The following is a 12,327-nucleotide window of genomic DNA, read 5'->3' as shown; positions in this document are numbered from 1 at the left end:
TCATCATATTATATGTCAAGGCCTGCCATTCAGCGCTGACGAACGGCCTGGAAGTGGCTGGAAAGCCTTGCGATACGGTCGTCAGGCACCATCCGGCAGTTTAGGTTGCCCATTCCAGAGCCTCCGCGAGAGGCTCGCGAACGTCTCCACACAAGAACAATCCCGGAGCGTCACCTGCACCCTGCTGCCTGTCTATGCACCGGAGCGATCCGGAGGAGGACACATGCGATTGCGCTGCTTTTTCCTGGGATGTGTTTGGGATGAAGGGAATCTGACCGAAGTCGGCCGCGTGCCGATGCTCTGCCAGCGCTGTGCGCGCTGCGGTGCACAGAGGTATCTGGCCATGAAGAGCGGGAGCCCCGAGCCGGAAATCTGAAGTCGGCCCAAAGAAAATGCCCGGAGCACGTTCGTGCTCCGGGCATGGGGTGTGGCTCGATAAAGATCAGTTGGCCACGAACGCCTGGCTGGTGGTGATCGCCATGTCGCCGCCGGGCAGCTTCAGATCGCCGATACGCTCCAGGCTGTCGGCATCGAAGATCGCCACGTCGTTCAGGGTGCCGGTCAGGTACAGCTTGTTGCCGGCCTTGTTGGTCGACAGGCAGTAGTAGGAGTGGTCCAGGTTCGCCGCCTTGACCAGCTTCTGCTCCTTGATGTCGTACTTCGCCAGGCGATTCAGCACGCCGTAGATGATGTTGCGGTCCTTGGCCGAGCGGATGCCGCTGAAGTACACCTCGGTGACCGGGCCGAAGTCGACGGTCTCGGTCTTGCCGGTCGCCAGGTCGATGTTGAAGAAGCCGTAGAGGAAGTCAGCCGTGGCCGGGTCCTGCTTGGCGTCCTTGAACTTCGCCGTGGTGTAGAGCAGCGAGAAGTCACGCGGATAGGTCTGCTGGTTCCACACGTAGAGCACATCTGGCGGCGCGTAGTTGGGACGCTTCCAGTTGCGGCTGGGAATCACCACGTCGAACTTGCCGGTCTTCACGTCCACCTTGTAGATGTCCGGGCCCGCCACGTAGAGGGTGCCGTCGTCGCCGCTCTGCATGATGGTCAGCTGGCGCGGCGCCGGGAAGGTGCGCACCGGCTTGGCCTCCATGCCGTCCGCAACGGAGTACACCTGCAGGCGCGGCTGCTGCACCTCGTAGTGCTCGGCGAGGATCAGCGTCGGGTTGGCAATGGCGTAGATTTCCTTGCCGTCATGGCTGACGGTCATGGAGAACATCGCCCGTGCGTTCTCGCCCGGCTTCTGCGCGATGGTGGCGTGGAACACCGGCTTGCAGTCATCGAGCTGGATGCCGTAGATGTCCGCGTAGTGGTTGCTGAGGATGTAGACGGTCTTGCGGTCCGGCGACAACTGGGTCATGCCCGGGCCGTAGGCGCCGGGGATGGTGCAGGTCTTGAACAGCTTGTCGGTCTGCATGTCGATGACGTGCAGGTTGTTCGGGTAGTTGGTGCTGATCAGGTACTCGTGGCCACTTTCCAGCGCCTTGCTCACGTCTGCGCCAGCGTCGGCGGCGAGAGCTTGCAGCGCGCAGGCCAGCGAGAGGCCGCCGAGCGCGGCGGCGAATGCTTTTCTGGACATGCAGGTTTTCCTCTTGTTCTTCTGGTCCATGCTCGTTGGGCCGATATTCGTCAGTCCGATCATTTGTCGTCCGGGAATACGGTGCCGAGGTTGCGCCAGTTCTCGGCCGAGGCCTGCGCATCCTTGTTCCAGTCGGGGTAGGTGCTCATCATGTCCGGCACCTGGGCCGGCCACCAGCAGGGGTCGGAGCAGCCGTAGAGGTCCGCTTCCATCGGCTGGCAGAGCGAGGACACGCCGCCGAACACGTCGACTTCCCAGCCCGGGTCGGTGGTCGCCGCGCAGCCGGCCACGGAGTTCATCGCCACCACGTCTTCGATGCGATCCTCGGCGGCAGCCTGTTCGAGCTTCTGTGCTTTGGTGTTGATCGCTTTCAGATGTTTCATGTCAGTGCGCCTTCCGCGGAGTGATGTGGCGGTCGATGAAGCTGGGGTTGGAGGCCATGATCCGGCTGTAGACCTCGATGCCGAAGTCGACCCAGTCCCTCATCAGTTCGCAGTAGTGGTAGGTGGGGTGCGCCGGGTCGCCGTAGCGCGCGTAGCTCTCGTGGTAGCAGCCGCCGGAGCAGAGGTTGCGGATGTGGCAGCTGGCGCAGCCGGTGTCGGTGCGGTCCAGGCGCTGCGAGAGGAACTCGTTCAGCTCGGCCTGCTTCACCCCTTCATGGACGTTGCCGAAGGTCGGCAACGAAGAGCCGGTGAAGCGGTGGCACAGGTTCAGCTCGCCCTTGTGGTCCACCGCCAGCATCTTCAGGCCGGCGCCGCACGGCAGGGCCTTCTTCTGCCCTTCGTGGATGTCGGTGATCAGCTGGTGCAGGTTGGAGAAGCCGATGTTGCGCCCTTCCAGCGCCTCGTCCAGGTAGCGGCGGCCGAGGGCCTTCATGCCGGCGAAGACAGCCTTCAGCTCGTCGGTGGTGAGGTTGTAGCTGCTGATGTCGCCCGAGGTGACCGGGGCGAAACCGACTTCGGCAAAGCCCATCTCGTTGAACAGGTGGTTCCAGATGGTCTCGACGTCGGTGACGCCGGTGGTCAGGGTCACCCGTGCGCCCACCGGCCGCGCGGTGTAGCGCGACAGCAGCATGTCGGCCTTGCGCCGTACCACGTCGTAGGTGCCCTGCCCGCCCACGGTGATGCGGTTGCGGTCGTGCACCGTCTTCGGCCCGTCGATGCTGATGGACAGCCCGAAGCGATGGGCGTTGAGCCAGTCGACGATTTCCTCGGTGAGCAGCGTGGCGTTGGTGGTCATGACGAAGTCCACCGTCTTGCCCAGCGCGCCGAATCGGCGCTCGCAGTACGCGACCATGTGCTCGATCAACGGCCGGTTGGACAGCGGTTCGCCACCGAAGAACACCACGGTGTAGCGCTGCTCTTCGGGGGATTCCTGGATCAGCATTTCCACCGAAGCCTCGGCGGTTTCCGCGCCCATCTTCTTGCCGGCGGAGGGCTTGTCCAGGTCTTCCTTGTAGCAGTAGGTGCAGCTGAGGTTGCAGCCGGTGTTGACGTTCAGCACCACGGTGTTGAGCGCGGTGCGGTCAACCTTCTTGATGCCGATTTCAGGGGTCAGCGGCGAGCCGTCGCTGACCAGTTCCAGCGCGATCAGCTCGCGCAGGGTCTCGTCGATATCCGCGGCGGCGAAACGGCCACTCAGACGCTGGGTCAGCTCGTCCGGCGAGCAGGCATGCCCGCGCAGCGCGTCGATGATCCCGCCGGTCAGCTCGTCGCTGGCGAACAGCGAGGAGCTGGGTATGTGGAACAACAGGCGGTCGGCGTCGACCTGCACTTCATGCAGGTTGCGTTCGACCAGATTCAAGATGGCGCCCATGGCGACCTCCCGGAACTTGCTTGGTACGCCCGCCCGCAGGCGGGGCTCATGCGTTCAGTTCATCCGATACCGACAGTTACGGGATCGGCGGGTTGTTCCAACGCTGCACGGTGACGATCATGTGCCCTTCGCCCTTGTGCGATTGGCCGGCGTCATCCACCGCGGCGATCACCTTCAGGTTGCCGGCGTTGTTGGTCATCATCTTGCGTTCCGGGTTCGGGCCGGCGTCGCCCGGGGTGAAGATGCCGCTGGCAGCATCCATCGCTCCGGCGAACTTCACGTCCTGGTCTTCCTTGGCGCGGTCATCGAAAGGCTCGACCGACCACTGCGCCGGGAACACGCCGATGCGGAACGGCTTGCCGTCGGCGCCCTTGCCCCAGGCCTCGGCATCGAAGCTGCCCTGGACCTTGGGCGTGGAGCCGCCATTGCCGCCGATGCGGGCGATGGAGAACTCCGGCACCACCTTCACTTCGGCGATGTCCTTGTACACCGCGAGGCTGCCGCCCTTGGCAGTGCCGACGCTGACATCGCGCTCACCAGCGGCGGCCGCATCGCTGGCCTTGACCTTGACGGTCACGCGCTCGGGCGTCTCGGAGACCACCGACACCACCTCCACGCCCTTGCCGAACGACGGCTTGCCCTTCAGGCCGGTGCCGACCACGCTGACTTCGGTCTCCGCACCCGCCTTGATGTAGGCCGGCTGCACGCCCAGCACGTGGCTGGTGCCGTCCTTCGCCGCGACGAAGTCGAGGCCGCGCTCATCGTGGGCCTTGTCGAACATGCGCCCTTGCATCTGGCCATTCAGGGCAGCGAACACCTGACGCATGGTCACGTCACCGACCTTGACCGCGCCGCGCCACTCGTAGCCGTTGTAAAGCACTGCGCTGCCCTCGCCGCTGAACGGCGAGCCGTCGGCGTACTGGCCCTTCACGCTGACCTTGAAGGCGTCGTCGCCGTCCTTGCTCACGCTCATGCTGCCGGCCAGGTCGCCCTTGCCCGGCATGTGCCCGGCGAAGCTCCAGTCGCCGGCCAGGGTCTCGGCCTTGGGCCGGTTCTTCTGCCAGTCGGACCAGGCCTTGCTGTCCAGCGGGAAGCGCTTGGCCAGTTCCGGCACCATCTCTTTCTTCGCCAGGTCGAACCAGTCGCGGTCGCGGGCCAGGGCCTGGTATTCCAGCGACGGCCAGCGGCCGAGGTGGAAGTTCACCAGCTTCTCCCATTCCGCCGCCGGGCGGCGCTGCAGGGCGATGCGCGCAGCCGAGTGGCAACGCGCGCACATCTGCTCGAAGTGGGTATCGAAGTCCTCGACGGTGTTCAGCCGGCGCTCCAGGGCGTAGCGCACGCCGTCGGTCTCGCTGGGCGCCAGGCCCTGCTTGTCGGCGAGGAACTTGACCACCGAGCGACGCTCCTCGTCGGTGATCTTCAGGCCATACATCACCTGCATGCGAGCGATGCTCATCAGCCAGCCTTCGGGGGTCTTGCGCTGGTGGCTGATGCGGCTGAGGGAGTTGTTGCCTTCGGGCGTATGGCACGCCTGGCACTTGGCGTTGATGATCGCCTGGCCCTCGGGTGCGGCCTGGGCCGTCTGGTGCAGCGCAAGGGCCAGTGCGGCCAGGGTTCCGGCACCCAGATAGTGCCGAAGTCGTGTCATCTTCAAGGTCAGGCCTCCTCGGTATTCTTGTTGGTTATTCGCGCCCACCGATGGGCTAAGAGCGAGCTCTTGAAAAGCAGTTTTGCAGGTTGTGTGCCACTACTGCGCATACCCCGCCGATTCAGGCTTTCGGCGGTATTTGCGGGCACTCCCGGCAGTGGCTGCCGGGGTTGCGCCGTCACATTTCGCGATTGCTGTCTAACTCTGAGACAGGGGCTGTGCGACACCCTGCGAAGCAGTATGGTCCGGCTTGCGCAAAGCGCCGCCCGCCGGCAGCAACAAGGCGCCGAACAGCATGGTCAGCAGGCCGACCCAGACCAGCGAGAGGAACGGGAAGCGCCGCACCACCACCACGCTCTCGATGTCGTCGCCGGGCTGCTTGAGCAGCCGCGCGGACGCCGGTACCCAGATCTGCAGGTCGCCGCTCCAGCCACGCACGATGAACGGGTGCAGCACGTAGCCGCGATCCGAGGCAAAACGCGCGTAGTGGTAGTCGAGGATTTCGCAGAGCTGGCGCACCGGGCCCTGATAGGCCGGCGGGTTGCCGCGGCTGTCCTGGAACAGCGCGTGGCCGGCCAGCGTGCGCTCGCCGTCGCGCAGCTCCACCTTGGCGACCGCGTGGTAGCCGGAGAAATCCGGCCGGCTGGCATCCGGCGAGACGCGCATCTGCATGCCACCGATCACCGCATGCCATTGCTCGAAGGAAGTGCCCGGCGGGATGCTGATCTGCTGGTAGCTGTTCAGCGCCGTGGCGGCCAGCCCGCCCACCAGCGCGATCACTGCGCCGCCGTGGACCAGCGCCAGGCCGCCGCTGTAGCGCAGGTTGCCCAGGCGCCGGCTACGCCACAGGGTCAGTACGCCCCAGAGCAGGCAACTGCCCATCAGGAAGGCGCCGCCCAGCAGCGCCGCGTCCAGCCAGGGCAGCACCCGCACGATGTTCTGCGAGAGCATGCCGTCGCCGTTGTAACTGTCGTTCAGCCAACCACCGTGCCAGCCGGTCCAGAGCATCACGGCCGCCATCAGCACAGTCGCCAGCAAAGCCAGCCGGGGTCGTCCGCAACGGCGCAGGAAGCTGTAGCCGCCCATCAGGCCGAGCGCCGCCAGCAGCGGCACCACCCAGTGCGCCAGGCCATAGCCGTTGACGTCCCACTGGTCGAAGGCGCGGCGCAGGCTGTCCATCTCGGCGGTGGTGGCCCAGGCGGTCAGGGTCTCGAAGAAGGGTTTCAGTTCGCTGGGGCGCTCCATCCCCAGCCATTCGTAGAGATGCGCCTGAAGCAGCGCACCGAGGGCCAGCAGCCCGGTGCCGGCGAACAGGTAGATGGCCACGTCCAGGGTCCAGTCCGACGCGCCCCGGCGTCGCCCTGCCGCCTTGCGCGAGCGCCACCCGGCCAGCAGGTGGAATGCCGCGAGCGCCAGCAGGATGGCCGCCAAAGCCAGGTGGCTGAGCCAGGACGTTGTCCCGATGTAGCGGTGCGAGCTGGCCAGCACCGTGCTGCGGGTCACCGCCATCGCACCACAGGCCATGGTCGCCGCCAGCAGGCTGAGCACCGGCAACAGACGTGCGTAGGAGCCATCCGCGCGCCAGCGGCGGGCGCCGTGCAACACCGCGCCGAGCAGCGCCCAGATGATGAAGGCCGAGGTCTGCACCGGGTCCCAGTGCCACAGCTGGCCGTAGGTGAAGTCCTCCATGGCCCAGGCCATGCCGACGCCGATGCCCGCGCTGAGGATCAGCCAGGCGCGGCGGCTGTAGCGCGGCATCACCCAGGCGTAGGCGTGGCCGCCCCGCCCGAGTGCTTCGAGTGCGGCACCGGCGGGCGCCAGCACCCAGGAGTAGGCACAGAGAATCAGCGGCGCGTGCAGCGACATCCAGAAGGTTTGCAGATGGGCGTTCATGCCCTGGCTCGGCTGCGCCGCCAGCCAGTCGGCCGGCGTCACGCTGAACGGCCCGAGCCAGGCAGCGGTGGCGACATACCAGGCGGCGATCAGCGCCATGCCGCGCCCGGACCAGCCCGGCAGCGGCGCGCCCTTCTGGGCGATGGCCATGCAGAAGGTCGCCAGCAGCAGCACCGTGCCCTCGTCGCCACCCCAGAGGTTGGAGAACTTCAGGTAGGCCGGCAGCGCCGCGCTGCTGTAGAGCCACGCGTAGCGCAGCTGGAAGTGGTCGGCCACCAGGTGCAGCCCCAGCGCCAGGCAGGCACCGCACAGCGCGCCGAGGGCCAGCGGCCAGGCCAGCCCGCGCCACTCCTGGCGGATGGCGCCCAGGGCAATCAGCGCCGCCAGGGCCCAGAGCAAAACGTTGCCCACGCCGGGCAGCAACCACAACAGCAGGCAGGTCAGCGCAGCGGCCAACGGCCCCGCGATCCACGGCGACGACAGGTGCATCCTCTTCAAGCCAGGCCTCCTTGTGCAGCGCCGACGTGGCGCAGGGCGAAACCCAGGGCGTTTCACGTTGCGTGCCAGGCGGAAAAAACCTTGCGAAACAGCAGGCTGCACAGCTTCCGCGAGCGCCATCGCGTGGCAGATCGCGACAGCTGTAGCAGTCTGAGACGACTCCAGCCGTTATAGACGATGGTCTAATTGCGCGACTTTCCAGCGAGGGAATGCCTGCCATCGAGGTGCCAGCCAGACGCCTCGCGTCATCCGACCTGTCCAGAACAGGCGCCAATCCGCGCCAGCCGTGGCGTTGCCGGGTTCGGCAAGTGGCCGAATACCTGAGAACGATTATGCTTTCAGATGACCTTGCGGCCTTTCGCAGGGCTGCCTGTATTCCAGCTTTGCGCAATCCGTACGACCTGACATCAGCCCTGGGCTCGAGCGCGGTAACGGTATTGAGGGACTCCGGCCCAAAACAACAACAAGACGGAGACGAACATGGCGCAGACATACAGCCCGGCCGCGGGCAACGCTCCTCACAGCGGGATCACCAAGGAGGAACGCAAGGTCATCTTTGCCTCGTCCCTGGGCACAGTGTTCGAGTGGTACGACTTCTACCTCTACGGCTCCCTGGCGGCGATCATCGCCAAGCACTTCTTCGCCGGGGTCAATGAAACCACCGCCTTCATCTTCGCCCTGCTGGCCTTCGCCGCCGGCTTCGCGGTGCGGCCCTTCGGCGCCATCGTGTTCGGCCGCCTGGGCGACATGATCGGGCGCAAGCACACCTTCCTCATCACCATCATCATCATGGGCGTCTCCACCGCCATCGTCGGCCTGCTGCCCGCCTACGCCACCATTGGCGTGGCGGCGCCGATCATCCTGATCACCCTGCGCCTGCTGCAGGGCCTGGCCCTGGGCGGCGAGTACGGCGGCGCGGCGACCTACGTCGCGGAGCACGCGCCCAAGGGCAAGCGCGGCTTCTTCACCTCGTGGATCCAGACCACCGCGACCCTGGGCCTGTTCCTCTCGCTGCTGGTGATCATGGCCTGCCGCTCGGTGATGGGCAACGAGGCGTTCGAGGCCTGGGGCTGGCGGATTCCCTTCCTGCTGTCGATCTTGCTGCTGATCGTCTCGGTGTACATCCGCCTGCAGCTTTCCGAGTCGCCGGTGTTCCTGAAGATGAAGGAGGAAGGCAAGGCGTCCAAGGCGCCGCTGACCGAATCCTTCGGCCGCTGGGACAACCTCAAGGTGGTGATCATGTCGCTGCTCGGCGGCACCGCCGGCCAGGCCGTGGTCTGGTACACCGGGCAGTTCTACGCGCTGTTCTTCCTGCTGCAGACGCTGAAGATCGACGCGCAGACCGCCAACCTGCTGATCGCCGGCTCCCTGCTGCTGGGCACACCGTTCTTCGTGTTCTTCGGCAGCTTGTCCGACCGCATCGGCCGCAAGAAGATCATCATGGCCGGCTGCATCCTCGCCGCGCTGACCTACTTCCCGATCTTCCACGGCCTGACGCAGTACGGTAACCCGGACGTGTTCGCCGCCCAGGAGAAGAACCCGGTAACCGTGGTCGCCGACCCGAACGCCTGCTCCTTCCAGTTCGATCCGGTGGGCAAGGCGAAATTCGTCAGCTCCTGCGACATGGCCAAGAGCCTGCTGGCCAAGCGCGCCATCCCTTACGAGAACATCAGGGCCGAGACCGGCGCGACGGCCCAGGTACACATTGGCGACAAGGTCATCGCCAGCTTCGAAGGGGCCGGCATGCCGGCTGCGGAGTTCAAGGTACAGTCCGAGGTCTTCACCGCGCAGCTGGCTGCCACGCTGAAGGAAGCCGGCTACCCGGAGAAAGCCGACCCGGCGAAGATCAACCACCTGATGATGCTGGTGCTGCTGACCGTGCTGGTGATCTACGTGACCATGGTCTACGGGCCGATTGCCGCGTGGCTGGTGGAGCTGTTCCCGACGCGCATCCGCTACACCTCCATGTCGCTGCCCTACCACATCGGCAACGGCTGGTTCGGCGGCTTCCTGCCCACCGTCGCCTTCGCCATGGTGGCGGCCACCGGGGACATCTACTACGGCCTCTGGTACCCCATCGTCATCGCGGTGATGACGGCCATCCTCGGCATCTTCTTCCTGCCGGAGACCAAGGATCGGGATATTACCGACTGAGGGGTTGTGCCTCGCCGGAGAGCCCCTCTCCCCAGCCCTCTCCCTGAAGGGAGAGGGAGCTATCCGTGCCGGCTGACATCACGGTTTCAACCTGCTCCGAACGGTCCCCTCTCCCTTCGGAGCGGGGCGCGCAGCCAGGGTTAGGGAGAGGGAACGCCCAGCTCCGAACTCTCATCTGAAAACAAGCCAGGACCGTCTCAGCCGCTGTCGCACAATGCGACAGCGGCTTTTTCTCCCGCTCGCCACAAATCTCCATTAAATTCTTTTAATTCAATAAGTTGTAACAACAAGACAGCCTTGGCACAGCCGTTGCGATACCTCGCCTCAGCGCCTCCCGGACCGGGAGCACGAACAGACAACAAGAGGCCAACGCAATGCTTGCATCCCTGCCCATCAAGCCCGAATCCCGCGCCTTCCTGCAGCGCGCCCCGAAGATGCTGATCGGTGCCGACTGGAGCTCCGCCAGCGACGGCGCACTGATGGACCTGCGCAACCCGGCCACCGGCGAAGTGCTCTGCCAGGTGCCGGCCGGCACCGCTGCCGACGTCGACCGCGCCGTGCGCGCCGCGCGCCAGGCCTTCGATGATTCGGCCTGGAGCCGCACCCGCCCGCGCGAACGGCAGAACCTGTTGTGGAAACTCGCCGACCTGATGGAGCGCGACGCCGACCTGCTGGCCGAGCTGGAATGCCTGAACAACGGCAAGAGCGCCGCCGTCGCCCGCGTCATGGACGTGCAACTGGCCATCGACTTCCTGCGCTACATGGCCGGCTACGCCACCAAGATCGAAGGCACCACCGTCGACGTGTCCATGCCGCTGATGCCCGATGGCGAATTCCACGGCTATATCCGCCGCGAAGCGGTCGGCGTGGTTGGCGCCATCGTCGCCTGGAACTTCCCGCTGCTGCTGGCCTGCTGGAAACTCGGCCCGGCGCTGGCCACCGGCTGCAGCGTGGTGCTCAAACCCGCCGACGAGACGCCGCTGTCCGCGCTGAAACTCGCCGAGTTGGTGCTCGAAGCCGGCTACCCGGCCGGCGTATTCAACGTCGTCACCGGCGCCGGTATCACCGCCGGCGCCGCCCTCTCCCACCACCCGCTGGTGGACAAGCTGACCTTCACCGGCTCGACCCCGGTAGGCAAGGAAATCGGCAAGGCGGCCATGGACAACATGACCCGCGTGACCCTGGAGCTGGGTGGCAAGTCGCCGACCATCGTCATGGCCGACGCCGATCTCGCCACCGCCGCCGCCGGCGCCGCCCAGGCGATCTTCTTCAACCAGGGCCAGGTCTGCTGCGCTGGCTCGCGCCTGTACGTGCAGCGCAAGCACTTCGACAACGTCATCGCCGATATCTCCGGCATCGCCAACGGCATGAAGCTGGGCAACGGCCTGGACCCGAGCATCGACATGGGCCCGCTGATCTCCGCCAAGCAGCAGAAGCGCGTGTTCGACTACATCGAACTGGGCCGCGACAAGGGCGCCACCATCGCCTGCGGCGGCGAACAGTTCGGCCCCGGCTACTTCGTCAAACCCACGGTGATCGTCGACGTCGACCAGAAGAACCCGCTGGTGCAGGAGGAAATCTTCGGCCCGGTGCTGGTCGCCATGCCCTTCGACGACATCGACGACGCCCTGCGCCTGGCCAACGACAGCCCCTACGGCCTGGGCGCCAGCGTCTGGTCCAACGACCTGGCGGCGGTGCACCGCATGGTGCCGCGCATCAAGTCCGGCTCGGTGTGGGTCAACTGCCACAGCGCACTGGACCCGGCGCTGCCCTTCGGCGGCTTCAAGATGTCCGGCGTCGGCCGCGAGATGGGCGCCGCCGCCATCGAGCATTACACCGAGCTGAAGTCGGTGCTGATCCGCCTGTAAGCCCGCACCAGAACTTGCAAGCTGGGTAGGAGCGGACTCCGTCCGCGATAGGTCCGCATCGCGCCGGAAATCATCGCGGACAGAGTCCGCTCCTACGCCATCAGGTGGCACCGCGGCTTGCTGCCGATATCAAACCGTCTACCTCACCCGCGCGATCCCCCTGCGCGGGTCTTGCATCCCCCGGTCGCGGCAGCGCACGGGGGATTTTTTTGCCCTCAATCCCGATCCGGCGCACCCAGCGGGAACAGTGGCCGGTGCGGCCGCGCCTCCTCCACCGCGCGAGCGAAGGACGGACGCGCCAGTAATCGCGAGCGGTAGGCGCGCAGCGTCGGATACTGGTCGCCGATGGGATGGGTCCAGTCCGCATAGAACAGTGACGGTGCCGCCGCGCAGTCGGCGAGGCTGAAGCTGTCGCCCGCCGCCCAGGCGCGCCCGCCCAGTTCTGCTTCCAGCCAGGCATAGGCCAGTTCGAGTTTGCTCACGGCGTGGGCCAGCCCTTCGGCGCGCTTGCCTGCTTCGCCGCTCATGGCACCGAGAACGGCATGCTGCACCGGGGTCATCACGTGCCAGTCGAAGAAGCGGTCGAGGAAGCGCACATCCAGCGCCTTCAGCGGATCGTCCGGCAGCAGGCGCACCGGGCCGGGGTGCTTGAGGTGCAGGTACTCGATGACGATGCTGGTCTCGGCGACGCTGTGCTCGCCATCCAGCAGCACCGGAAACTTCGCAATCGGCCACAGGCGCAGCCAGTGCGCGCCGTTCTCCGGCTGGTCCGGGCCGAGGCCGCGGAACTCGAAGGGCGTGGCGTTCTCGTAGAGGGCGATCAGCACCTTCTGCGTGTAGGAGGAAAACGGATGGCCGAACAGGACGAGGGACAT

The 12,327-nt window shown here is 65.9% G+C and carries 9 protein-coding genes; 3 read left to right on the top strand and 6 right to left on the bottom strand.

Annotated elements, in window-relative coordinates; translation table 11 throughout:
- The first annotated feature begins 223 nt into the window (after positions 1 to 223).
- Positions 224 to 376 (top strand): PSPA7_2676 family Cys-rich small protein, encoded by a 153-nt coding sequence (locus tag QO207_RS25140; RefSeq protein WP_301534981.1) that lies wholly within the window; start codon positions 224 to 226, stop codon positions 374 to 376.
- A 66-nt stretch (positions 377 to 442) separates the two neighbouring features.
- On the opposite strand, the gene peaD is transcribed toward QO207_RS25140, so the two are convergent.
- The 5 genes from peaD to ccsA form a co-directional block, all read right to left on the bottom strand.
- Positions 443 to 1,576, bottom strand: a complete 1,134-nt coding sequence (gene peaD, locus QO207_RS25135) for a quinohemoprotein amine dehydrogenase subunit beta (RefSeq protein ID WP_301534980.1) — start codon at positions 1,574 to 1,576, stop codon at positions 443 to 445.
- Between the two features lie 59 nt (positions 1,577 to 1,635).
- Positions 1,636 to 1,959 (bottom strand): quinohemoprotein amine dehydrogenase subunit gamma, encoded by a 324-nt coding sequence (gene qhpC, locus QO207_RS25130; RefSeq protein ID WP_015477047.1) that lies wholly within the window; start codon positions 1,957 to 1,959, stop codon positions 1,636 to 1,638.
- Between the two features lies 1 nt (position 1,960).
- A complete protein-coding gene (gene peaB, locus QO207_RS25125; RefSeq protein ID WP_301534979.1) occupies positions 1,961 to 3,391 on the bottom strand; it encodes a quinohemoprotein amine dehydrogenase maturation protein in 1,431 nt (476 codons plus the stop codon).
- Positions 3,392 to 3,467: 76 nt separating this feature from the next.
- Positions 3,468 to 5,039, bottom strand: coding sequence for a quinohemoprotein amine dehydrogenase subunit alpha (peaA, locus tag QO207_RS25120; RefSeq protein WP_301535013.1), 1,572 nt, complete (start codon positions 5,037 to 5,039; stop codon positions 3,468 to 3,470).
- A 198-nt stretch (positions 5,040 to 5,237) separates the two neighbouring features.
- Positions 5,238 to 7,421: a cytochrome c biogenesis protein CcsA gene (ccsA, locus tag QO207_RS25115; RefSeq protein ID WP_301535012.1), complete on the bottom strand. Its 2,184-nt coding sequence runs from the start codon at positions 7,419 to 7,421 to the stop codon at positions 5,238 to 5,240.
- Positions 7,422 to 7,910: 489 nt separating this feature from the next.
- On the opposite strand from ccsA, the gene QO207_RS25110 reads away from it, so the two are divergent.
- Together QO207_RS25110 and QO207_RS25105 are read left to right on the top strand one after the other, a co-directional pair.
- Positions 7,911 to 9,584, top strand: coding sequence for an MFS transporter (locus QO207_RS25110; protein ID WP_301534978.1), 1,674 nt, complete (start codon positions 7,911 to 7,913; stop codon positions 9,582 to 9,584).
- Between the two features lie 374 nt (positions 9,585 to 9,958).
- A complete protein-coding gene (locus QO207_RS25105) occupies positions 9,959 to 11,452 on the top strand; it encodes an aldehyde dehydrogenase (protein WP_301534977.1) in 1,494 nt (497 codons plus the stop codon).
- Between the two features lie 215 nt (positions 11,453 to 11,667).
- On the opposite strand, the gene QO207_RS25100 is transcribed toward QO207_RS25105, so the two are convergent.
- Positions 11,668 to 12,327 carry a glutathione S-transferase family protein gene (locus QO207_RS25100; protein WP_301534976.1) on the bottom strand — a complete coding sequence of 220 codons (660 nt, stop codon included), beginning with the start codon at positions 12,325 to 12,327 and terminating at the stop codon, positions 11,668 to 11,670.

Origin of the sequence: Pseudomonas sp. CAN1, assembly GCF_030462585.1 — a bacterium.
Lineage (GTDB): Bacteria > Pseudomonadota > Gammaproteobacteria > Pseudomonadales > Pseudomonadaceae > Pseudomonas.
Note: the sequence above shows the minus strand (reverse complement) of the source record. Positions and strands in the feature narration are given on the sequence as shown.